Source organism: Nocardioides sp. T5 (assembly GCF_048161455.1).
Taxonomy (GTDB): Bacteria; Actinomycetota; Actinomycetes; order Propionibacteriales; family Nocardioidaceae; genus Nocardioides.
This window is the reverse complement of record NZ_CP182415.1, coordinates 1,349,041-1,369,203: the sequence shown is the minus strand read 5'-3', so window position 1 is coordinate 1,369,203 and position 20,163 is coordinate 1,349,041. Positions and strand designations below refer to the sequence as shown.

Annotated in this window: 24 protein-coding genes; 18 read left to right on the top strand and 6 right to left on the bottom strand. The window is 72.2% G+C overall.

Translation table 11 applies throughout. The features are described from left to right. A complete protein-coding gene (locus tag ACNKF0_RS06610; protein WP_416956805.1) occupies positions 1-1,104 on the bottom strand; it encodes a fatty acid desaturase family protein in 1,104 nt (367 codons plus the stop codon). A gap of 95 nt (positions 1,105-1,199) precedes the next feature. Between ACNKF0_RS06610 and ACNKF0_RS06605 the strand changes: the two genes are divergently transcribed. From ACNKF0_RS06605 to ACNKF0_RS06590, 4 genes are read left to right on the top strand one after another with little or no spacing between them, the layout of a single operon-like run. Beyond that, positions 1,200-1,361, top strand: a complete 162-nt coding sequence (locus ACNKF0_RS06605; protein ID WP_416956803.1) for a hypothetical protein — start codon at positions 1,200-1,202, stop codon at positions 1,359-1,361. Continuing rightward, on the top strand, positions 1,358-2,218 hold the full coding sequence (locus ACNKF0_RS06600; protein WP_416956801.1) for a hypothetical protein: 861 nt from the start codon (positions 1,358-1,360) through the stop codon (positions 2,216-2,218). Before ACNKF0_RS06605 ends, ACNKF0_RS06600 begins: the two co-directional genes overlap by 4 nt. Further along, positions 2,215-2,673, top strand: a complete 459-nt coding sequence (locus tag ACNKF0_RS06595; protein WP_416956799.1) for a phage holin family protein — start codon at positions 2,215-2,217, stop codon at positions 2,671-2,673. Before ACNKF0_RS06600 ends, ACNKF0_RS06595 begins: the two co-directional genes overlap by 4 nt. Next, positions 2,649-3,245: a DUF3618 domain-containing protein gene (locus ACNKF0_RS06590; RefSeq protein ID WP_416956797.1), complete on the top strand. Its 597-nt coding sequence runs from the start codon at positions 2,649-2,651 to the stop codon at positions 3,243-3,245. Before ACNKF0_RS06595 ends, ACNKF0_RS06590 begins: the two co-directional genes overlap by 25 nt. Positions 3,246-3,313: 68 nt before the next feature. Here the strand turns inward: ACNKF0_RS06590 and ACNKF0_RS06585 are convergent, their stop codons facing one another. Continuing rightward, on the bottom strand, positions 3,314-3,781 hold the full coding sequence (locus tag ACNKF0_RS06585; RefSeq protein ID WP_416956795.1) for a DUF4383 domain-containing protein: 468 nt from the start codon (positions 3,779-3,781) through the stop codon (positions 3,314-3,316). A gap of 183 nt (positions 3,782-3,964) precedes the next feature. Here ACNKF0_RS06585 and ACNKF0_RS06580 point away from each other — a divergent pair, with 183 nt between their 5' ends. The 4 genes from ACNKF0_RS06580 to ACNKF0_RS06565 are packed head-to-tail and all read left to right on the top strand — an operon-like array spanning position 3,965 to position 5,845. Beyond that, a complete protein-coding gene (locus ACNKF0_RS06580; protein WP_416956793.1) occupies positions 3,965-4,606 on the top strand; it encodes a hypothetical protein in 642 nt (213 codons plus the stop codon). 20 nt (positions 4,607-4,626) lie between these two features. Further along, positions 4,627-4,968 carry a DUF2200 domain-containing protein gene (locus ACNKF0_RS06575; protein WP_416956791.1) on the top strand — a complete coding sequence of 114 codons (342 nt, stop codon included), beginning with the start codon at positions 4,627-4,629 and terminating at the stop codon, positions 4,966-4,968. A gap of 35 nt (positions 4,969-5,003) precedes the next feature. Next, positions 5,004-5,672: an alpha/beta fold hydrolase gene (locus ACNKF0_RS06570; RefSeq protein ID WP_416956789.1), complete on the top strand. Its 669-nt coding sequence runs from the start codon at positions 5,004-5,006 to the stop codon at positions 5,670-5,672. Further along, the gene (locus ACNKF0_RS06565) at positions 5,654-5,845 is read left to right on the top strand and encodes a hypothetical protein (protein WP_416956787.1); all 192 of its coding nucleotides are present in this window, start codon (positions 5,654-5,656) and stop codon (positions 5,843-5,845) included. Before ACNKF0_RS06570 ends, ACNKF0_RS06565 begins: the two co-directional genes overlap by 19 nt. Here the strand turns inward: ACNKF0_RS06565 and ACNKF0_RS06560 are convergent. Beyond that, on the bottom strand, positions 5,835-6,698 hold the full coding sequence (locus ACNKF0_RS06560) for a LysR family transcriptional regulator (RefSeq protein ID WP_416956785.1): 864 nt from the start codon (positions 6,696-6,698) through the stop codon (positions 5,835-5,837). The two genes, ACNKF0_RS06565 and ACNKF0_RS06560, sit on opposite strands and share 11 nt — an antisense overlap. A gap of 83 nt (positions 6,699-6,781) precedes the next feature. Here ACNKF0_RS06560 and ACNKF0_RS06555 point away from each other — a divergent pair, with 83 nt between their 5' ends. After that, positions 6,782-7,669 (top strand): EamA family transporter, encoded by an 888-nt coding sequence (locus ACNKF0_RS06555; RefSeq protein ID WP_416956783.1) that lies wholly within the window; start codon positions 6,782-6,784, stop codon positions 7,667-7,669. A gap of 73 nt (positions 7,670-7,742) precedes the next feature. Here the strand turns inward: ACNKF0_RS06555 and ACNKF0_RS06550 are convergent, their stop codons facing one another. Beyond that, on the bottom strand, positions 7,743-8,153 hold the full coding sequence (locus ACNKF0_RS06550) for a PRC-barrel domain-containing protein (RefSeq protein WP_299932054.1): 411 nt from the start codon (positions 8,151-8,153) through the stop codon (positions 7,743-7,745). 135 nt (positions 8,154-8,288) lie between these two features. Here ACNKF0_RS06550 and ACNKF0_RS06545 point away from each other — a divergent pair, with 135 nt between their 5' ends. The 4 genes from ACNKF0_RS06545 to ACNKF0_RS06530 all read left to right on the top strand — a co-directional run bounded on the left by ACNKF0_RS06545 (position 8,289) and on the right by ACNKF0_RS06530 (position 11,488). Then, the gene (locus tag ACNKF0_RS06545; RefSeq protein WP_416956781.1) at positions 8,289-9,035 is read left to right on the top strand and encodes a winged helix-turn-helix domain-containing protein; all 747 of its coding nucleotides are present in this window, start codon (positions 8,289-8,291) and stop codon (positions 9,033-9,035) included. Between the two features lie 8 nt (positions 9,036-9,043). Next, entirely contained in the window at positions 9,044-10,444 is a 1,401-nt protein-coding gene (locus ACNKF0_RS06540) for a sensor histidine kinase (RefSeq protein WP_416956779.1), read from the top strand. After that, positions 10,441-11,085, top strand: coding sequence for a GerMN domain-containing protein (locus tag ACNKF0_RS06535; RefSeq protein ID WP_416956777.1), 645 nt, complete (start codon positions 10,441-10,443; stop codon positions 11,083-11,085). The genes ACNKF0_RS06540 and ACNKF0_RS06535 overlap by 4 nt, the downstream gene beginning before the upstream one ends. A gap of 118 nt (positions 11,086-11,203) precedes the next feature. After that, complete coding sequence (locus ACNKF0_RS06530; protein ID WP_416956775.1) at positions 11,204-11,488, top strand: Fe-S cluster assembly protein HesB; 285 nt, start codon at positions 11,204-11,206, stop codon at positions 11,486-11,488. 52 nt (positions 11,489-11,540) lie between these two features. On the opposite strand, the gene ACNKF0_RS06525 is transcribed toward ACNKF0_RS06530, so the two are convergent. Further along, positions 11,541-13,115 (bottom strand): M28 family metallopeptidase, encoded by a 1,575-nt coding sequence (locus ACNKF0_RS06525; RefSeq protein ID WP_416956773.1) that lies wholly within the window; start codon positions 13,113-13,115, stop codon positions 11,541-11,543. Positions 13,116-13,282: 167 nt separating this feature from the next. On the opposite strand from ACNKF0_RS06525, the gene ACNKF0_RS06520 reads away from it, so the two are divergent. The 5 genes from ACNKF0_RS06520 (at position 13,283) to ACNKF0_RS06500 (ending at position 18,619) form a co-directional block, all read left to right on the top strand. Then, positions 13,283-13,687 carry a four-helix bundle copper-binding protein gene (locus ACNKF0_RS06520; protein ID WP_416956771.1) on the top strand — a complete coding sequence of 135 codons (405 nt, stop codon included), beginning with the start codon at positions 13,283-13,285 and terminating at the stop codon, positions 13,685-13,687. 70 nt (positions 13,688-13,757) lie between these two features. Beyond that, a complete protein-coding gene (locus ACNKF0_RS06515) occupies positions 13,758-14,999 on the top strand; it encodes a DUF2254 domain-containing protein (protein ID WP_416956769.1) in 1,242 nt (413 codons plus the stop codon). A gap of 137 nt (positions 15,000-15,136) precedes the next feature. Continuing rightward, a complete protein-coding gene (locus tag ACNKF0_RS06510; RefSeq protein ID WP_416956767.1) occupies positions 15,137-15,895 on the top strand; it encodes a hypothetical protein in 759 nt (252 codons plus the stop codon). Continuing rightward, positions 15,873-17,249: a glutamate decarboxylase gene (locus ACNKF0_RS06505; RefSeq protein ID WP_416956765.1), complete on the top strand. Its 1,377-nt coding sequence runs from the start codon at positions 15,873-15,875 to the stop codon at positions 17,247-17,249. Before ACNKF0_RS06510 ends, ACNKF0_RS06505 begins: the two co-directional genes overlap by 23 nt. 50 nt (positions 17,250-17,299) lie before the next feature. Further along, positions 17,300-18,619, top strand: coding sequence for a chloride channel protein (locus ACNKF0_RS06500; protein ID WP_416956763.1), 1,320 nt, complete (start codon positions 17,300-17,302; stop codon positions 18,617-18,619). Here the strand turns inward: ACNKF0_RS06500 and ACNKF0_RS06495 are convergent. Next, the gene (locus tag ACNKF0_RS06495; RefSeq protein WP_416956761.1) at positions 18,588-20,123 is read right to left on the bottom strand and encodes a CHAD domain-containing protein; all 1,536 of its coding nucleotides are present in this window, start codon (positions 20,121-20,123) and stop codon (positions 18,588-18,590) included. The genes ACNKF0_RS06500 and ACNKF0_RS06495 overlap by 32 nt on opposite strands. Positions 20,124-20,163: the final 40 nt, after the last annotated feature.

The window sequence follows — 20,163 nt, the reverse complement described above, 5'->3', positions numbered from 1 at the left end:
TCAGCCGCGCGGCGGCAACGACAGCCGGAGGACCTTGTGCCAGGCGCTGGCGACCTGCCGCCACAGCGGTGCGGTGTTGTAGGCCAGGCCGTGGCGCTCGAACAGCTCGCGGACCGGTCCGGCGATCTCGCGGTAGCGGTTGCTGGGCAGGTCCGGGAAGAGGTGGTGCTCGATCTGGTGCGAGAGGTTGCCGCACAGCACGTGCAGCAGCGGCGGACCGGAGACGTCGGCGGAGCCGAGCATCTGGCGGACGTACCACCGCCCGCGGCTCTCGTGCTCGTCGAGCTCGGCCACCTCGAACGTCTCCACCCCCTCGGGGAAGTGACCGCACATGATCACCGAGTGGCTCCACACGTTGCGGGCCAGGTTGGCCACCAGGTTGGCGGTCAGGGTGGTGCGGGCCGAGCCGGTGGGCGCGGACAGCAGCGGGTGCAGGACGTAGTCGCGCAGCGCGTTGCGCGCGGCCCGGCGCCCCGTCGTGCGCATCTCGGCCTTCTGCTCCTCGGAGAAGCCGGCACCCGTGCGGAGCGACTCACCGAGGTCCAGGTCGTACATCGCGATGCCGTACTCGAAGATGCACGCGTTGACGAGGTTCCACAGGGGCTGGGCGAGGTGGCGGGGCTCCCACTCCTGGGCCTCGTCGACGCGCAGGATGCCGTAGCCGAGGTCGTTGTCCTTGCCGAGCACGTTGGTGTTCACGTGGTGCCGGTCGTTGTGGGCGCGCTGCCACTGGCCGGGGTCGGAGGCGTGGTCCCAGTCCCAGGTCGAGGAGTGGATCCGCGGGTCGCGCATCCAGTCCCACTGGCCGTGCAGCACGTTGTGCCCGACCTCCATGTTGTCGAGCACCTTCGACAGCGCCAGCGAGGTGGTGCCCAGCCACCACGCGGTGCGGCTGCGGCTGCCGAGGAGCACCACCCGTCCGGCCACCTCCAGGCAGCGCTGGACGGCGATGACCCGTCGGACGTACGCCGCGTCGCGGGCGCCGCGGTCGGCGAGCACCTCCTCGCGCAGGGCGTCCAGGGTGCGGCCGATCTCGTCGACCTCGGCCTCCGTGAGGTCGGCGTACGACCGACGTGTGGGCGGGTGCTGGAAGAGGGCGACCATCGCTCCCAGTGCCCCACTCCGAGCGAGCCCATGCATCTCGCAAATGCCCTCCGTACGGGTGGACTGCGACGCAATCCGGTGGGTACGGAGCCCGCATGACCGAGCAATCCCACCACGACCAGGACGCGGATCCGCCGACGCCGGACGGGGAGGAACCAGACCAGGAGCAGCTGCAACCGGGCTCCGAGCCCGCCAGCGACCCCGACCCCGATCCGGACGCAGGCACCACCCACACCCACTCCGAGGAGGACGCATGACGACCTACGAAAATGACCCACTGAGCACCACCCCCACCACCCCCGGCACCACCGGCACCACCGGTGGCTACGACGCAGGTGGCTACTCGTCGGGGACCGACTCCGACGCCAGCACCACCGACAAGGCCAAGGACACTGCCGTCACGGCGACCGACCAGGGCAAGCAGGTGGCGGGCACCGCCAAGGACGAGGCGCTCAACGTCGCCGGCACCGCAGCCGAGCAGGCCCGCAACGTCGTGGGCGAGGCCCGGCAGCAGGTCACCACGCAGCTCAACGACCAGGCCACCACCGGTCGCGACAAGCTGTCGGAGACGCTCAGGACGCTCGGCGACGACCTGCAGAAGATGGCGCAGGGCGAGGGCCCGTCCCAGGGCATGGCGACCGACCTTGCCCAGGAGGTCTCCGACCGCGTCCGCGCCTTCGGAAGTCACCTCGAGAACCGTGAGCCCGGACAGCTCCTCGACGACGCCCGCGACTTCGCGCGACGCCGGCCGGGGACCTTCCTGGTCGGCGCCCTCGCCGCGGGCGTCGTGGCCGGCCGCATGTTCCGTGCGACCGCCGACGGCGCGGCAGCGGCTTCCCTCGGCGAGTCCGCCGGCACCACCGGCACCACTGGCACGACTGGCACGACTGGCACCACTGGCACGACGTACGGCGCCACCGGCGTCGGCGCCGGACCCATGGGCACCGCCAGCGGCAACGCTCCCCTCGCCGGCCAGCCGGGCCAGTCGAGCACCACCAGCCCGGGCACCACGGGGTACGACACCCCAGCGCCGCACCCCACCCAGGCGACGCCGTCGAGCCTCGACTCGAGCTCGACCGGGCTCTCCGGCCAGCGCACGCAGGACGCACCGTGACCGGGACGCAGGGCTACGACCCCGTCCCCCCGGCCAGCACGACGGGCCCGGTGGGCTCGCACGTCGCCGGGACGGAGGACGAGCGCAGCCTCGGCCAGATCGTGGGCGACCTGAGCCACGACCTGACGACGCTGGTCAAGCAGGAGCTCGAGCTGGCACGCACCGAGCTCAAGGAGGAGGCGGCCAAGGCCGGGAAGGGTGCCGGGATGCTCGGCGGTGCCGGTGTGTCCGGACTGCTCGCCCTGATCCTGGGCTCGTTCGCCCTGGCCTACCTGCTCGACAACTGGATGCCCGTCGAGCTGGCGTTCCTGATCGTCACGATCCTGTGGGCGATCGTCGGCGCCGTCCTTGCGGCGAGGGGCCGCAAGGAGCTCAAGAACACGAACCCGCAGCTGCCGGAGACGCAGCAGACACTCAAGGAGGACGCAGCATGGGCCAGAGCACAGAAGAGCTGAGGAGCGAGATCGAGCAGACGCGGCAGTCGATGACCGCCGACGTCGACGCCCTGCAGGACCGGGTGAGCCCGTCGGCCATCGTCGAGCGGCGCAAGCAGGCCGCCCGCGGCCGCATGGTCGGCGTCCGCGACAAGGTCATGGGCACCGCCCACGGCGTGAGCTCGTCGGCGTCCGGCACGGCCGGGTCCGCCAGGGACTCCGCCAGTGGCGCCGTCGACTCGGTCAAGGGCACCGCCCAGGGCGCCGTGAGCGGCACCCAGGACAAGGTGCAGGGCGCTCCCCTGGCGGCCGGCCTGGTCGCCTTCGGCGCCGGGATGATCGTGTCCGCGCTGATCCCCGCCTCCGAGAAGGAGGCCGTCGCGGCCGGTCACGTCGTCGACGCGGCCAAGGAGCACGGCCAGCCGGTCGTGGACCAGGCGAAGTCGGTGGCGCAGGACGTCGCCGAGGGCGTCAAGGAGACGGCCACCGAGGCGGCCCAGGAGGTCAAGGGCACGGCCACCGACAGCGCCGCCAAGGTCAAGGACGAGGGCCAGTCGGGAGTGGACGAGGTCCGCTCGCAGACGAAGTCCTGACCTGAACCGTCGCCGAGCCGGCCCGTCCCCACCGGGGCGGGCCGGTTCGTGCGTGCGGTCGTCCGTTCTCAGCGACCGACGGCGTTGGCGCCGGGCCGCTTGGCCAGCACGACACCGAGGGCGATCATCCCGACGCCGAGGACGAGGTGCAGCCAGTCGTCCGCGGTGTTGAGCGGGACGAAGTTGGCCTGGGAGTCCTCGTCCACGACCAGCCCGTAGACGAACAGGACGAGGTAGACCGCGCCACCGCCGAGGAGGAAGGCGCGCGCGCTCGACGGCCGCCGCGCCAGGGCGATCCCGGCCACGCCGAAGAGGAGGTGGACCACGTTGTGCAGGACCGACACCTGGAAGAGCCCGAACAGCTCGGCATGCGAGCCATGACCTGCGGCCTCGAGGCTGCCGCGGTCCGTGGTGATGCCGGGGATGAAGCCCATCACCCCGACCAGCAGGAAGAGGGTGCCGACGAGGGCAGCCGCCGCCTGGACGGGGGTTCCGGACGCGGTGGACCGGGACCGCACGCGCGTGTTCTCTGTCATGGGTGTCCTCTCTCGACGCCGGACCTCGGCGCGGAGGTTGCTCCGTACCCGCTGTCCTGAGTCGCACGCGTCGCTTCACCCGGAGTGACGTGCTTGCCGTCGTGGCGCAGGTCACGGTCTGGTGCGGCACCGAACGGGGTACTGAGCCGTCCCCGACGTAGAACCCGACGAGAGGATCCGCTGGTGAACGCCACCCGCCTGCTCACGCTCCCCGCCCACGCCGCCGCAGCCGTCATCGGCACCTCCGTGGGCGTGGCCACCACCGGAGTGCGTACAACGGCCCGCGTCGTCGGCCGGGTGATCGAGCAGGTGTCGGGCTCCGGCTCCGCGCCGTCCCGCCCGTGGCCCGGCGAGCGCACCACCCCGTCCCCGGTCGCCCCCGTCCCCAGCACCCCCACGACCGCAGCGGGCCGCGCCGCCGCGGAGGCTCCCGCCACGACGACGGCTGCCACCACGACGGCGGCGAAGACGACGCCTGCGAAGAAGGCGCCCGCCAAGAAGGCTCCCGCGACGAAGACGGCTGCCAAGAAGACGACTGCCAAGAAGTCGGCGGCGAAGAAGACGGCACGCAAGGCACCCTCCAAGCAGGCCGCCGTCCTCGCTCCGGCCCTCGGCCTGAGCGAGGACGAGGTCGAGGCCGTCACCGGTGACGGCCCGGTGACCCCGTCCGGCATCCCGGCCGCGGGCGAGGGGGTCAACCCCGACACGACCGAGACCGACCTCCACCAGCCGGGCACCGAGCCGCTGATGGACCCGTCCACGGTCAAGGCGGCCGTCAGCGAGTCCGACATGATGCGCCGGGCCGCGGACACCGACAAGGGCTGATCCCGCCTATCCTCGACAGCGTGCACCGGATCTTCACCACGAGCGTGGCCTCGGTCTACCCCCACTACGTCGCCAAGGCGGAGCGCAAGGGTCGCACCCGCGCGGAGGTCGACGCGGTCATCGAGTGGCTGACCGGGTTCGACCACGCGCAGCTGCAGGCCCACCTCGACGGCGGCACGACGTTCGAGGAGTTCTTCGCCGGGGCGCGGCTCAACCCGCACGTCGACCAGATCACCGGCTCGGTGTGCGGGGTCAAGGTGCAGGAGGTGGAGGACCCGCTCATGCGGCAGATCCGCTACCTCGACAAGCTGGTCGACGAGCTCGCCCAGGGCCGTCCGATGGAGAAGGTGCTGCGGGCCTGAGCGGCTGGAGCCTCGCATCCGGGGTACGGGGCCACATGGCCCACCACCCCGACCCCCACGTGTCCTGGCGTCGACGCACCGTCCGCGGCGACGGCGTCGACCTCGCGGTGCACGAGACCGGCGCCCCCGACGCCCCCGTGGCCGTCCTGGTCCACGGCTATCCCGACACCCACCGGATGTGGCTGCCCGTGGCGGAGCGGCTGGCCTCCCGGCTGCGGGTCGTGCTCTACGACACGCGCGGCCAGGGCCTCTCCCCCACCGATGCGCCTGACGCGGCCTTCACGCTCCCCCACCTCGCCGCCGACCTGATGGCCGTGGTCGACGACGCGAGCCCCGACGGTCCCGCCCACGTCGTGGGCCACGACTGGGGTTCGGTGCAGGCGTGGGAGGCGGTGTGCGAGCCGGGTGGGGCCGACCGCATCGCGTCCTTCACCTCGATCAGCGGGCCCAACCTCGACCACGTCGCGGCGTGGACCCGACGCACGCTCCGCCGCCCCTCCCCGGCCGCAGTCGCGCGGCTCGCCGCCCAGGGCCTCGCGTCGTCCTACGTCCCGTTCCTCGTCTCGCCGCTGGCGCCCCGGTGCTCGGGGTGCTGGGCGGGCGCGACATGGTCTCGGGGCTGCGCTACTACCGCGGCAACGTCGCCCTGCCCCGCCGGCCGCGCGAGCGTCGTACGAGCGTGCCGGTGCTGCAGCTGGCCCTGACCCGCGACCCGGCGATCCGGCGGTCCGCGCTCGAGGCCAGCGATCCCTGGTGCGACGACCTGCGGCGCCACGACCTGCCGTTCGGGCACTGGGCGCCGCGGTCGCACCCGGACGTCGTCGCCGGGGAGGTCCTCGGCCATGTCACCGAGCGCCGGGGCCCGATCAGCCGGTGACCAGCCGGTCGGTCACCGCCCGCAGCGGCGGCCAGCCGCCCCGCCCGCGTCGCGTCACCGCGAAGGCGCGCAGCCGCACCTCCGGGTCCCGCAGGCGTACGACGCTGACCCCGCGCCGCGACGCCCGCCCCCGCGGGAGCAGGGCGACGCCGCGCCCGGCCAGCACCAGGTCGTCGACGAGCTCGAGCGCGTCGATGCGGTGCACCACGTGCGGCACGAAGCCGGCGCGCGAGGCGAGGGTGCGCAGCGCGTCCTCGTCGGCGGTGTGGCGCGAGTTCACGATCCAGTCGCGGTCGGCGAGGTCGGCGAGCGTCAGGTGCCGGTCCCGGGTCGGCACGCCGATCCCCCACTCGACGTCCCAGAGCGGGGCCACGACGTGGTCGTCGCGCCACTCCGCGGGCGCGAGGTCGTAGTCGTAGACGAGGGCCAGGTCGACGTCGTCACGGGCGAGGAGGTCGAAGGACTCGAGCGGCTCGTACTCGTGGATGCGCACCTCGATGCCCGGGTGGGTCGAGCGCAGGTCGTCGATGGCGGGCAGAAGCGACCTCCGGATCGCCGAGGCGAACCCGGCGACGCGCACCACGCCGGCGGGTTCCGCCGTCGGGTCGAGGTCCAGGCGGGCGGACTCGACCGCCGCCAGGATGGTCACCGCGTGGTCGGCCAGGCGTCGCCCGGCGGGCGTCAGCCGCACCCGTCGGCCGTCGGGCTCGAGCAGCGGACTCCCGACGTCGCGCGCCAGCGCGGCGATGCCCTGCGAGACGCTCGACGTCGTCGTCCCGAGCGCGTCGGCGACCTCGTGCATCGAGCCGAGGCGGGAGAGCTCGAGCAGCATGCGGAGCCGGCGTACGTCCATCGCCCCATTGTGTCGAAGTGACGAACGAACCGTCCAGCAGAGTCACGTGGACGCGAACGGTCCGAGCGGCGTCTACTGGGGTCGTGCCCTCCTCCACCTCGCGCTCCGCGGCCCGCACGGGCGCGTCGATGGCGGTCGCCTCGATGCTGTGCGTGCAGCTCGGTCTGGCCGCCTCGGTCGGACTCATCGACGACATCGGCGCGGCCGGCGCGGCCTGGATCCGGCTCTTCTGGGCCGGGATCCTGCTGCTGGTCGTCGTACGCCCTCGGCTGGCGGTCTACTCCCGCGAGGCACTGTGGTCCGGTGCGGCGCTCGGCGTCGTCACCGCCGGGGTCACCCTGCTCTTCATGGCCGCCGTGGCCCGCCTCCCCCTCGGCACGGCCAGCGCGCTCGAGTTCCTCGGCCCCCTGACGATCGCCGTGTGGCGCAGCCGCGGCGTGGGCCGGTCGTGGGCCGCCGTGGCCGCGGTCGGCGTCCTGCTCCTCACCCAGCCCTGGACCGGGGCTGCCGACCCCGTCGGCGTGGCCTTCGCCCTGGGCGCCGCGGTGTGCTGGGCGGCGTACATCCTGCTGACCCAGCGCGTCGGCGACGCCGTCAGCGGACTCGGCGGCCTCGCGATCTCGATGCCCGTCGCCGCCCTGGTGGCGACCGTGGTCGCCGGACCCGGTGTCGTCGGGCACCTCACGCCGGAGCTCCTGCTGTACGGACTGGGCCTGGCGATCCTGCTCCCGGTCGTGCCCTTCGCGCTCGAGCTGGTCGCGCTGCGCCGGCTGACCACCGGCGCCTTCGGGACCCTGATGGCCCTCGAGCCGGCCTTCGCGCTGGTGATCGGCTTCCTCGCCCTCAGCCAGGTGCCCAACGGAGTCGCCGTCGTGGGCATCCTCCTCGTCGTGGCGGCCGGCATCGGCGCCGAGCGCACCGGCGCTCGCGCGGCGCCGGCATCGTCCGTGCCCGAGCCCGTGACGGCGTGAGGACGTCCCCGGAGGCCCCTTCCCTCCGAGGACGTCCTCGTTCCCCACATGCCCGACGCGCGTCGGGCAGTCCTCACCAGCGCCGGTCGAGGAAGTACGGCGCTGCGTAGCCGTCCTCCCAGAAGGGCGTGTAGCCGAAGTAGCTGTAGACGGGGCCGTAGTCGACCGGCCCGGGCAGCTCGGGGTCGTAGTCGAACCCCGACGCGACATGGAGGTCGCTGCGCTCCAGCCGCACGTGGGCGCGGACGCGCGAGACCGCGTCGACCGGTACCAGCCGCTTGTGCTCGCCGATCCCGAGGATGCCTCCCGACGCGACCACCAGCAGCCGCGCGCGGCGGTCGACCGAGTCGACCAGGATCTCCTCGACCTCGCCGACGCGGTGCTCCCGCACGTCCAGCACGGTCATCCCGCGCACGTCGTCCTGCTCCTCGGCCAGGCTCATCCGATCGTCGGTGAGCGGCAACAGCTCCAGCGTCGTGGTCATCGGCGCGTCCTCCCGTGAGTGTGGCCGTCGAGCCTCGCACCCACGTGTGACGAGCGGTCGTGTCGACGCATTGCAGTTGCGTGACAATGGCCGCGCCGAGCGCTCCGTGCAGCAGCGCTGAGCCACGATGGCACGATGGACGACATGCCGACGCGAGTTCTGGTCCTCGAGGACGACGCCGGGCTGCGCACGTCGCTGCGGCTCGTGCTCGAGGACAGCGGCTACGCAGTCGTCGAGGCCGACGAGGCCGAGGCCGCCCTGGAGCTGGTCGAGCAGGGCGTCGACGTCATGCTCGTCGACCTGATGCTGGGCGGGGTCGACGGGTTCACCTTCATCAGCCGGGCACGGCCCCTGACGCAGGCCCCGATCGTGGTGATCAGTGCGCGCGACGGCGTGCAGGACATCGTGTCGGCGCTGGAGGCCGGCGCGGACGACTACGTGACGAAGCCGTTCGAGGTCGAGGAGGTGCAGGCCCGGCTGCGCGCGATGCTGCGACGTCCGGCCCTGGTCAGCTCCCCGGCCGCGGGCGGCGACGAGTCCCGGCTCGAGGACGGCAGCCGCCCCGGCGACGTGGTCGTCCTCGACGCCGTCGACGGTCCCCTGGTCTTCCACCGCGCCGGCGCCCAGCTCGTCCGCGGCGACCGCGACATCCACCTGACGATGACCGAGTACCGCCTGCTGTCGGTGCTCACCGAGAACATCGGACGCGTCCTGAGCCGCACCGCCCTCCTCGAGCACGTGTGGGAGCGTGGCTTCTTCGGCGACGAGCGCATCGTCGACGTGCACGTCCGGCGGCTGCGCAAGAAGCTCGAGCTCGACCCGGCCGAGCCCCGCACCCTCGTCACGGTCCGTGGACTCGGTTACCGGCTCGACGCACGGTGACCCGCCGGTTGCCCCGCCCGGGGCTGCGCGCCTCGGTGACGGCGGCCTTCGCCCTCGGGGCGCTCCTGCTCTCGGTCGCCCTGTCGGTGGGCACCTACGTCCTCGCGCGACACCTCCTGCTCGAGCAGCGTGAGCGCACCGCCCTGCGACAGGCCTACGCCGACGCCGCCCTGGTCAGGAGCGGCCTCGGCACCTCCGGCACACCGGTCAGCGAGGTGCTCGGTGGCGTCGCACCACCCGCCGGTGCCTCGATGTACGTCCGGCAGGACGGCAGCTGGTACTCCTCCACCCTCGACCAGTCCGGGGAGGACCTCACCGAGGTCGTCCGCCCCCTCGTGGCCAAGGGCGAGGTGGGGGTGGGGTGGACGTCCCGGACCGAGCCGCACGCCGTCGTGGTCGGCGTACCGCTCCCGGCCGTCGGCGCGGAGTACTACGAGGTGTCGGTCGCGCGGGAGCTGGACACCACGCTGCACACGCTGGCCGTGGCGCTGGCGGTCGGCGCCGCCCTCACCACCGTGGCGGGCGCCGGCCTCGGCCGGGCCGCCAGCAGGCGGGTCCTGGCCCCGCTGACCGACGTCACGCGCGCGGCGGTCGACATCTCGGCCGGCGACCTCGAGCGGCGGCTGCGGGACACGCACGACCCCGACCTCACTGCACTCGTCAGCTCCTTCAACGACATGGTCGACGCCCTGCACAGCCGCATCCAGCGCGACGCCCGCTTCGCCGCCGACGTCAGCCACGAGCTCCGCACCCCGGTCACCACCCTGACGACCAGCCTCGCCCTGCTCGAGCGCGCCGACGACCTCAGCCCGCAGGCGCAGCAGGCCGTGCGGCTCATGTCGGCCGAGCTGTCGCGCTTCCGGCGTGCCCTCGAGGACCTCCTCGCCCTCGGCCGCCTCGAGGCCGGGATCGACGAGGCGAGGGTCACCACGACCGCAGCGCACGAGCTGGCCCGGCAGGCGCTCGTGGCCAGCGGCCGGCGCGCCGACCTGCTGGAGGACCTCGACGGGCCCGGCGACGCGCCGGGACCGCTCGTGCTGGTGGACCGTCCGCAGATGGTGCGCGCGCTGGTGAACCTCTACGACAACGCCGACCTCCACGGTGACGGCCTCGTCGGCGTCCGGGTGGCCGCACGTGGCGGTCGCGCCGAGATCAGCGTCCGCGACCGCGGGCCGGGTGTGCCGGAGCAGGACCGTCGCCGCATCTTCGAGCGCTTCGCCCGGGCGGGGGGCTCCAGGCCCGGGACCGGCAGCGGTCTCGGCCTCAGCCTCGTCGCGGAGACCGTGCACCGGCACGGTGGCGACGTCAGGTGCGACTCGACCGGCAGCGGCGCCGAGTTCGTCGTCGGCCTCCCCCTCGCCGACCCCCTCGCCGACCCCCTCGCCGACCCTGCGGGCGGTGCCGCATGAGGTGGCTGCTCGCCGTCGCCGTGCTGCTCTCCGTGACCGCGTGCGGTCTCCCGGACGAGGAGCGGAACCGGACGGTCGATGCCGCCTCGGTGCCCTACAACCTGTTGACCCCTCCCGAGGAGGAGCGGGCCGACGCGACCGGACTGGCGGTCCCGCGCGGGGTGCCCGTCGTCTTCTGGTTGCGACGCGACGACCGGCTGACGCCCGCACCGGTCACCACGACGTGCGACGACCCCACCGCGGACGTCGTGGAGGACGTGCTCGACACGCTGGCCGAGCCGCCGACGTCGGAGGAGCGCAGCGCCGGGTGGACGTCGGCGGTCCCTCCCTCGGCACGTCTGGAGCTCGTCGCGCTCGAGGACGGTGTCGCTGTCGTCGACCTCGACCCGATGGCCCTGGGCGACGCCGAGCGGCTGCCGCTCGCCGTGGGACAGCTGGTGCTCTCGCTGTCCTCCGCGCCCGGTGTCGACGGGCTCCGCCTGGTCACCTCCGGCGAGGCCGTCGACGTACCCCTGCCGGACGGCGCGCTCGCGGACCGTCCGGTGACGGCGGATGACTACGTCGAGCTGCTGCCCCCGGACCTTGTCGCGGGCACGGGCCCCGCCCGCACGCTGGCGCGCGACGTGGGCTGCCCCGCATGACAGCCACGTGACGACGACGTGTCACCACCCCGACGGTCTGCGAGCAGCCGCGTCGAGGTCCTTGTCCGAGCCCGCCGCGGGTGACTCCATGGAGGCAGACCGACGAGAGGAGCCCGACATGTTCACGATGACCCAGAAGGCACGAGCCGTCGTCCAGCAGGTGACGGGGCACCCGCGTCTCGGGGAGGAGTCCGGATTGCGCATCGCGTCGCAGGACGAGCAGACCGACGCCCTCGGCGTCGGGATGGCTGCTGCCCCCCGGCGTGGCGACGAGGTCGTCGAGCACGACGGTGCCCGTGTGTACCTCGACGAGGAGGCGGTGCCCCGGGTCCGGGGTCGGCTCCTCGACGCGGTGACCGAGGACAGCGGGCGCGTGCAGTTCGTCGTACGGCGCGCGGGCTGAGGCCGACGGGAAGGGTGGGGACGTGACGCCCCCACCCTTCCTCGTGCGCTCCTCAGCGTGCGTGTCGGTCGGTCATCGTCGCGAGCGACCGCTCGAAGTCACCCGGCTTCACCAGGCCGCGTCCCGGGTGCCCGGGGGCGCCGTTGACGGTCGAGGTGTCGTAGGCGAACGTGAGGACCGCCGTGGCGATCGCGTCGGAGTTGACGTCCAGCGCGTGCACGTTGACGTTGCCGATCAGGGTGTAGTCCTCGCGCAGCTGGTCGTAGAGGGCGACGTCCTGTCCCTCCCCGGTCAGGTTGTCGCACGGCTCGTGGTAGCACGGGTCGTACGACGCACCGGCCACGCCGCCGTAGAGCGCCGCCTCGGCAGCGGTCTTCGTGACCTCGGCGCCGGTGAAGAGACCACCGGCCGGGATCCCCACCGCGATGAACGGTCCGTAGTCCGAGCGACCGGAGAACTCGCTGTCCTGGAAGGGCTCGCCGCGGTCGGCGTAGTACTTCTCGAAGACGTCCTCGATCTGGGCCGAGCCCTCCGGGATGAAGCCGGGAGCCGCCGTCCCGCCGGAGTTGTCACCGTCGTAGACCCCGAACATGTAGTTGGGCGAGGCGACCATGTCGAAGTTGAGGTAGAGCGCGATGTCGTCGGCCTGCTCCTCGCTCAGCTGGGAGACGTAGTACTCCGAGCCGAGGAGGCCTTCCTCCTCCGCACCCCACCAGGCGAAGCGCACGGTGTTCGTGGGCTTGACCTTGGCCATCTGGACGGCGGTCTCGAGGAGGGCGGCGCTGCCGGAGCCGTTGTCGTTGATGCCCGCGCCGTCCTGCACGCTGTCGAGGTGGGCGCCGGCCATGACGGTGTTCGCGTCGTCGCCGGCGCTGGTCTCGGCCAGCACGTTGTACGCCGTCCGCTCCTCGGAGACGTAGTCGACCACGACCCTGACGGTGGCTCCCGGCGTCGCGGCCAGGTCGGCGCCGACCTCGGTGAGAGCGAAGACAGCGGGAATCGTCAGGCCGGTGGCGTCACCGATCATGCCGACGAGACCAGGGGCGTTGTTGTAGATGATGACGCCCGCAGCACCGGCCGTCTGGGCTGCGAGGGCCTTGATCGCAAAGCCGCACCCCCCGCGCTGGATCAGCGCGATCTGACCGGCCGCCATGCCGGCGAAGTCGCCGGCCTCGCAGCCATCGGTCGCGTCGGCGGCGGGGACCACGAACAGCGTGCCGGTCGCGGAGCCTTCTGGGACGCCGGAGTCGAAGCGGTTGCGGATGAAGTCGCTGCCCTCCTCCCAGGTGGTCGGAGACGGTGCGATCCTCTGGAGCTCCGAGTTCTCCTCGAAGTAGGTGAACGGGAACTCCTGGACGGTCGGCGCGTACCCCGCGGCCTCGAGCTGCTCGACGACGTAGTCGACGGACGCCCGGTAGCCGGGTCGGCCGGCCGCTCGGTCTCCGTTGGCATCGGCGATCTCCTGGAGGGCCTCGAGGTGGTCGACGACGCCGTCCACCGTGACCGCCTTCGTGAGCTTGCGGACGGTGTTGTTGTTCGGGTCGGCGTACGCCGGCGGGCTGGTCATGGCGCCGAGCAGCGCCGCTGTCGCGGCCGCCGTCACAGCCACGTGGAACCGTCTGGGCATGGGGGTCTCCTTCGCCTAGAGAGGGGGTTCTCGACACTAGGGGCGCGATCCCTACCCCGGTTATGGCCCGGACGGGCTAACCGTCGATGCCAGACTCCGAACGCCGCCGCATGGACCGTGTCACGGTGGGCACAGGACGGACACCCCCGAGCCGAGAGGACGATCAGATGACCCACACGATCACCGCGATGATGGACAGCTCCCCCGCCGAGGTCGCCGTCGACCAGCAGCTGCTGGCCGAGTGCATCGAGGCCTGCCTGGTGTGCGCCCAGACGTGCACCGCCTGCGCCGACGCCTGCCTGAGCGAGGAGTCGGTGGCCGACCTGCGACGCTGCATCCGCACCGACCTCGACTGCGCCGACATCTGCGAGACCACGGGCCGCGTCCTGTCGCGGCACACCGACCCCGATGTCGCCGTCATCCGCGCCGTCCTCGAGGCCTGCGCCCGAGCCTGCAAGTCGTGCGGCGACGAGTGCGCGCAGCACGCCGAGATGCACGAGCACTGCCGGATCTGCGCCGAGGCCTGCCGCCGGTGCGAGGACGCCTGCACCAAGCTCCTGGCCGCGCTGTGACCACTGCCTCCACTGCGACCGACGAGACGTCGAGCCTGCTCATCGAGCCGCGTGCGTCGGACGACCTCCGGTGAGGAGGTTCTGGACGCGCCTGCGGGACAAGTTCTGGGCGCTGCCCCTTGTCTTCGCGCTCGCCGCCGTGTTCCTCGGCCTCGGGCTCACCGCCCTCGATGACTGGCTCGACACCTCCCTCGAGCTTCCGCTGCTGTTCGCGGGCGGGCCCGAGGGGGCCCGATCCCTGCTGTCGGCCATCATCACGTCGATGATCTCGTTCACCGGCCTGGTGTTCTCGATCACCATCGTCGTCCTGCAGCTCACGAGCAGCCAGTTCTCCCCGCGCGTCCTGCGCACCTTCCTGCGCGACTGGGTCAACCAGGTCGCGCTCGGGGTCTTCGTCGCGACCTTCCTCTACTCACTCGTCGTGCTCCGCGCCGTGCGGGGGACAGCGGAGACCGACACCTTCGTGCCGCAGATCTCGGTGACCGTGGCGTTCGGGTTCGTGCTGGCGAGCGTGGCGGTCTTCCTCCTCTACATCGACCACATCGCCCAGTCGATCCGGGCTGCGACGATCGTGACCCAGATCGGCGAGGACACCCGCGTGGCGATCGAACGCACGCACCCCTCGGACGCGGAGCCGCGCACTCGCGTCCCCCCGCCTGCCACCGCAGGGCGCCGCGTCGCGGCGGACGCGTCCGGCGTCGTGCAGCAGGTCGACGACCGGGCCCTGCTGGAGCTGGCCGAGAGGCACGGGGTGACCATCATGGTGCTGCGAGCAGTCGGCGAGTTCGTGCCCGGGGGCGCTGCCCTCCTCGAGGTGCACGGCGCGGACCTTCCCGACGAGGCATCGCTCCGCGCGGCCGTGCACCTCGGCAAGGAGCGGGTCCTCGACGACGACCCGGGGTTCGGTCTGCGCCAGCTGGTGGACATCGCCGAGCGAGCCCTCTCCCCCGGGATCAACGACCCGACCACCGCCGTCCAGGTGATCGACCAGCTCCACGACCTGCTGCGGCTCCTGGCCGCCCGTCCCCTGCCAGAACGCCAGACGCTCGGCGAGGACGGTCGACTGGCGGTGCACGTACCCCAGGCGACGTTCGAGGACCACGTCCGCCTGGCCGTCGACGAGATCGCGCACTGGGGTGCTGACTCCGCGCGCGTGCAGCGGCGCCTGCGGGCGATGTTGGTCGACGTCCAGGAGGCGGCGCTGCCGGAGAACCGGGATGCCGTCGCTCGAGCCCTCCAGTCGCTGGACCCCAGCTCGCACCTCACCGCCCGGGCACCCGCCCCTCAGCCCACGGACGATCACCTGCGCTGACGCTCCCTGCTCGGACGTCCGCGTGACAACGGGGAGCCCCAGCCTGCTCACAGCGAGCCGGGGCTCCCCGCTGTCGTTCCGCGTCTCACGAGGCGTCGGGGTCACCCGCAGCGGATGAGGCCTCTCCCCTCGGCTTCGTGACCTACTGGTCGGACGGCCGGGCCACCCCGAGGCTGAGGAAGATCGCTGTGCGTCGTCGACTCGTGAGGATCAACCTGGTGGCCGCCTGCGCCTTCGTGGTCGGCGGCAGCCTGTTCGCCACGGGCGCGTTCCTCGCAGAGCAGGGAGAGGTGCTGGTGACCGTCAACACCACGTACCTGGTCGGCGGGTTCTTCTTCAGCCTGGGCGCCTATGCCTCGGTCCTGCTCGTCGTCAACGCTGCTCAGCTCCCACCGGGCGGGGAACCCTCGAGCAGTGACGCGATGCGGTGGTGGGGCCGCCGGCCGGGGCAGCGCGACTGGCGCGGCGCGGTCGTGCTGTTCGTCGGCACCCTGCTCTTCGCGGTCAGCCTGATCGCCGCCTTCGCCGAAGGGCTCACCCCCCGCCAGTCCGACGGGTGGATCTGGCTGCCCGACATGCTCGGGTGCATCTGCTTCCTCGTCTCCGGCCACCTCGCGATGCTCGAGGTCGGCGGCGGTCGCGTGGCGGTGCGCGTGCATGTCCTCACCTGGTGGGTCGTGGCGGTCAACCAGCTCGGTTCGGTGCTGTTCCTCCTCGCGGGGCTCGCCGCCTTCGTACGCCCGGCGACCGCCGCCGAGGTGAACACCGGGATCGTCAACTGGGGGACCTTCGCCGGCGCCGTCTGCTTCGCGATCGGCGGCCTCATCCAGTCCGTCGACCGGCCAACCCCGACAAGAATGGTGGAGCAATCCCATGAGCACACTGGACCAGCCTGAGGCCGAAGCGCTGTTCGGCAACCGGTTCCTGACCGACAGGGCGCCTGCGACGTCCTTCCCCCAGGGCGGCATGCGCCCCACGGACGCGATGCGGCTCGTCGCCGAGGACCTGGCCCTCGAGGGGGATCCCCAGCGCAACCTGGCCACCTTCGTGACCACCTGGATGGAGCCGGAGGCCCAGCGGATCATCGCCGGGAACCTGCACCGCAACTTCATCGACCACGCGGAGTACCCGATCTCGGCGGAGATCGAGCAGCGCTGCGTGCGGATGCTGGCCGACCTCTTCCACGCGCCGGGCCCGACGACCGGGTGCCGCACGCAGGGCTCGTCCGAGGCGATCATGCTCGGCGCCCTGTCCCTGAAGTGGAAGTGGAAGGAGCGCCGGGAGGCCGCCCACCTGCCGACGGACCGACCCAACCTCGTCTTCGGGGGTGACGTCCACGTGGTGTGGGAGAAGTTCTGCCGCTACTTCGACGTCGAGCCCAGGATCGTCCCCCTGGCCGCAGACAAGTACACGATCGGTCCCGAGGACGTCGCCCCGCTCCTGGACGACCACACGATCGGGGTGGCCGCCGTCCTCGGCACCACCTTCACCGGTCACATGGACGACATCGTCGGCATCAACGACCTGCTGCTCGACATCCGGCGCACCCGTGACCTGGACATCCCCCTCCACGTCGACGGCGCCAGCGGCGGCTTCGTCTGGCCGTTCCTCTACCCCGACTCGCCGTGGGACTTCCGGCTCGAGCAGGTCCGCTCGATCAACGTGTCGGGGCACAAGTACGGGCTCGTCTACCCCGGCATCGGCTGGCTGGTCTTCCGCGAGGAGTCGGACCTGGCGGAGGACCTGGTCTTCTACGAGAACTACCTGGGCAAGCTCGACGCCACTTTCACCCTGAACTTCTCGACGGGTGCCGCCATGGTCCTCGCGCAGTACTACAACTTCGTCCGCCTGGGCCGCGACGGCTACACCTACGTGATGCAGCAGATGCAGCAGAACGCCGCCGCGCTCGCGGCCAACCTGCGCGAGAGCGGCCGGTTCGAGGTCATCGGCACGGATGCCGAGCAGCTGCCGCTCGTCGCCTTCCGGTTGTCCGGCGAGCACACGGCGTACGACGAGTCGGACGTCGCCTGGCAGCTGTCGGCGGAGCGCGGCTGGATGGTGCCGGCCTACACCCTCCCGCCCAACGCCGAGCACGTGAAGATCATGCGGGCCCTGGTGAAGGAGACGATGAGCCGCGAGCAGGTGGAGCGCCTGACCCGGGACATCGAGGACGCGTGCACGACGCTCGATGCGAAGGGCGGGACGGCGCACGTCGAGCGGGAGAAGACCAAGAAGGGAACGGGCTACTGACGACTCCGGAGCAGGGGCAGCACGCTGCCCGGTCGGCGAGCGACCCACCGGTGGTCGACCCGGCGGCGGTCGTCCGTTCGCGGCCGTACCTCGCGGCCCTGCTGCTCTCCGCTGCGCTCGGCGTGCCCATCTCCGCCGTCGCCTACGGCTTCCTGGCGCTCGTCACGGAGGTCCAGCAGCTCATCTTCGTCGACCTGCCCGACGCGGTGCTCGACGGAGGTGCGCCCGCGTGGTGGCCGGTGCCCTGGCTGGCCCTGTGCGGGCTGCTGACGGGGCTGACCATCCGCTACCTGCCCGGCACGGGCGGCCACTCACCCGCCTTCGGCTTCCAGACGGGTGGCGGCCCTCCCACACCCCGGGAGCTCCCCGGCGTCGCCCTGGCCGCCCTGACCACGTTGAGCCTGGGCGCCGTCCTCGGTCCGGAGGCACCGCTCATCGCCATCGGTGGCGGGCTCGCGGCGCTGACCGTCCACCTGGCGAGGAAGGACGCGCCACCGATGGCGCTGACGGTCATGGCATCGGCCGGCAGCTTCGCGGCGATCAGCACCCTGCTCGGCTCCCCCGTGCTCGCCGCGTTCCTGATCATGGAGGCGGCCGGCATCGGGGGTGCGACACTGACCTTGGTGGCGCTTCCCGGGCTGCTGGCGTCCGGCGTGGGAGCGCTGGTGTTCGTCGGCCTGGACAGCTGGACCGGCCTCGGGAGCTTCTCCCTGTCCCTGACCTCGGTGCCTCCGGCCACCGAACCGACCATCGCCACCATGCTGTGGGCCCTGCCCATCGGCGTCGCCTGTGCGGTGCTCGGCTGGCTGATCCGCTGGATCGGGCTGTCGTTGCGACCGCTCGTGCACGTCAACCGGGTGCTGGTGACGACGGTGCTCGGGCTGGGCATCGGCGCGACCGCGATGGTCTACCAGCTCGTCTCCGACCGCAGCTTCACGCAGGTCCTGTTCTCCGGCCAGGACGCCCTGCCCGAGCTGGTCGCGGACGCCACCTCGTACTCCACCGGGGTCCTGGTCCTCCTGGCCGCCTGCAAGACCCTTGCCTACGGGCTGGCGCTGAGCGCGTTCCGCGGCGGGCCGGTCTTCCCGGCGATGTTCATCGGGGCCGTCCTCGGCATCGCGGTCTCCGGGCTGCCCGGCATGGACCTCGCACCGGCGATCGGCATGGGGATCGGCGCGATGTGCGCCGCCATGCTGCGACTCCCGCTCACCTCGACGCTCCTGGCCACGCTGCTGCTCGGCGCGGATGGCGTCTCGGTGACCCCGCAGGTCGTGGTGGCCGTGGTCGCCGCCTTCCTGGTGACCACCCTGCTCCCGGTTCCGCGGCGAGAAGACGCCGTCACGCCTCGAGCCGGCGTCGCAGCCCCTTGAGGGAGAGCTGCGACCATGCGTCCTCGAAGTCCCGGACGGCCGCTTCGGCATGCACCTCCTCGAGATGGTGCAGTCGGCCGTAGGTGAAGCCGTTCTGACCCTGGACGTGTGCGCGCGCCCCGTAGTCACGCAGGACGCGCCGTGACATCACGGTGTCCTGGAACTCGCCGAGGGACTGCTGGATCCGCTCGACCGAGACAGCCAGGTCGTCGGCCTGCTTCCCGAGGACCGGAGACATCGACTCGGCGGCGTAGCGCAGCCGCTTCGCCTTCTTGCGAGCCTCGTGGAGCGCGAGGTCGCGGTGCTCACCGTCCTCCGCGCACTGAACCCCCTTCACCGCACGTCGCAACCGTCGCGCGTCTCGCACCAGCAGGCGCGCGAAGACCCTCCGGGCCGGTTCCTCACCTTCGGCAGTGAACGACGGCGACCGCACGATGTCATCGAGGTGGTCGAGGAGCCGGAAGTACCGCGCACTCCCGAGAGCGGCCATCGTCTCCTCCCGCGCGTCCCTCTCGACCGCCTTGAGGTCGTCGTCGATCAGACCGGCCACAGGACCGAGCACCAGGTCCGGCGGCTGAGCCGCCACGAGGCAGTACAGCCGCTGTCGGAGGACCTGGGCATCCCGGGCCGGTCCGAGAGCCTGGCCGAGCCACCGCAGCTCCGCCGCCAGCGACTCCGCCCCTGCAGCGTCGTCGAGGAGTGGTCCGTACGTCTTGAGCGCCGAGCCGAGTCGCCGCGCGGCGATGCGCATCTTGTGCACGGACCCGGCCTCACCGGCCCTGAGGAGCCGATCCCGCTCGAGGAGCTGGTCGAGCTGGCGCCCCAGCACGTCGGTGAGTGCCCCACCTGCGGTTGCCCGTCGGAGCTCCTCCTCCCGCATCGGCGACGACGCGGGTACGACGAGACCGGTCAAGGTCCTGGCCAGTTTGGAGGACGCCTGACCCCGCTGCGCGCCGGCGTCTCGCCACGCCTCCTCCACCAGACCGAGGAGGACGTCGTCGCCGGACGCCAGCTCGACCTCCCACTCGCGCCACTCGCGGACCTCGGCGCCGACGTGCAGCTGCTCGCCGCGGACGTGGTCGTCGCAGACGCGGGCCAGCACACCGCCGGCGTCGTCCAGGAGCTCGCTCTCCAGACGACGGGTGGCGATGCGAGCCACCGGCACCAGAGGGCGGTCCCGCACCACTGCTCGGACCGGCTCGAGCAACGCGTCGGGGACCGACCGCGTGGCCCGGCCCAACGGGCTCCGCAGCTCGGTCCGGGCATCGCCGACGTCGGGCAGCTTCATGTGCCACCCCGCGTCAGCGCCACCTGTCCGGCGCCGCAGGGTGACACCCCGGCGAGCCAGGTCGAAGTCGGCCGTGTCGAAGTAGACCGCCTCGAGGCTCAGCTCGACCGCCTGGCCCACTCGTGCCACGCCATCGATGCCGACGAGGGCGGGTAGCACCGTCGCGAGGTCCACGTCGAAGGTGCGCTCGATCTCGGTCGTCGACTCGGTCGTCATGACCCATTGTCCGCCCGTTGACTCTGTGCGCCAAGTGCAC

Bases quoted from the DNA above. Each gene is read 5' to 3' on its own strand.
- ACNKF0_RS06495 (WP_416956761.1), bottom strand. From the start codon at position 20,123: ATGACGACCGAGTCGACGACCGAGATCGAGCGCACCTTCGACGTGGAC.
- ACNKF0_RS06530 (WP_416956775.1), top strand. From the start codon at position 11,204: ATGTTCACGATGACCCAGAAGGCACGAGCCGTCGTCCAGCAGGTGACG.
- ACNKF0_RS06525 (WP_416956773.1), bottom strand. From the start codon at position 13,115: ATGCCCAGACGGTTCCACGTGGCTGTGACGGCGGCCGCGACAGCGGCG.
- ACNKF0_RS06520 (WP_416956771.1), top strand. From the start codon at position 13,283: ATGACCCACACGATCACCGCGATGATGGACAGCTCCCCCGCCGAGGTC.
- ACNKF0_RS06600 (WP_416956801.1), top strand. From the start codon at position 1,358: ATGACGACCTACGAAAATGACCCACTGAGCACCACCCCCACCACCCCC.
- ACNKF0_RS06505 (WP_416956765.1), top strand. From the start codon at position 15,873: ATGAGCACACTGGACCAGCCTGAGGCCGAAGCGCTGTTCGGCAACCGG.
- ACNKF0_RS06570 (WP_416956789.1), top strand. From the start codon at position 5,004: ATGGCCCACCACCCCGACCCCCACGTGTCCTGGCGTCGACGCACCGTC.
- ACNKF0_RS06560 (WP_416956785.1), bottom strand. From the start codon at position 6,698: ATGGACGTACGCCGGCTCCGCATGCTGCTCGAGCTCTCCCGCCTCGGC.
- ACNKF0_RS06550 (WP_299932054.1), bottom strand. From the start codon at position 8,153: ATGACCACGACGCTGGAGCTGTTGCCGCTCACCGACGATCGGATGAGC.
- ACNKF0_RS06610 (WP_416956805.1), bottom strand. From the start codon at position 1,104: ATGGTCGCCCTCTTCCAGCACCCGCCCACACGTCGGTCGTACGCCGAC.
- ACNKF0_RS06590 (WP_416956797.1), top strand. From the start codon at position 2,649: ATGGGCCAGAGCACAGAAGAGCTGAGGAGCGAGATCGAGCAGACGCGG.
- ACNKF0_RS06545 (WP_416956781.1), top strand. From the start codon at position 8,289: ATGGACGACATGCCGACGCGAGTTCTGGTCCTCGAGGACGACGCCGGG.
- ACNKF0_RS06605 (WP_416956803.1), top strand. From the start codon at position 1,200: ATGACCGAGCAATCCCACCACGACCAGGACGCGGATCCGCCGACGCCG.
- ACNKF0_RS06585 (WP_416956795.1), bottom strand. From the start codon at position 3,781: ATGACAGAGAACACGCGCGTGCGGTCCCGGTCCACCGCGTCCGGAACC.
- ACNKF0_RS06535 (WP_416956777.1), top strand. From the start codon at position 10,441: ATGAGGTGGCTGCTCGCCGTCGCCGTGCTGCTCTCCGTGACCGCGTGC.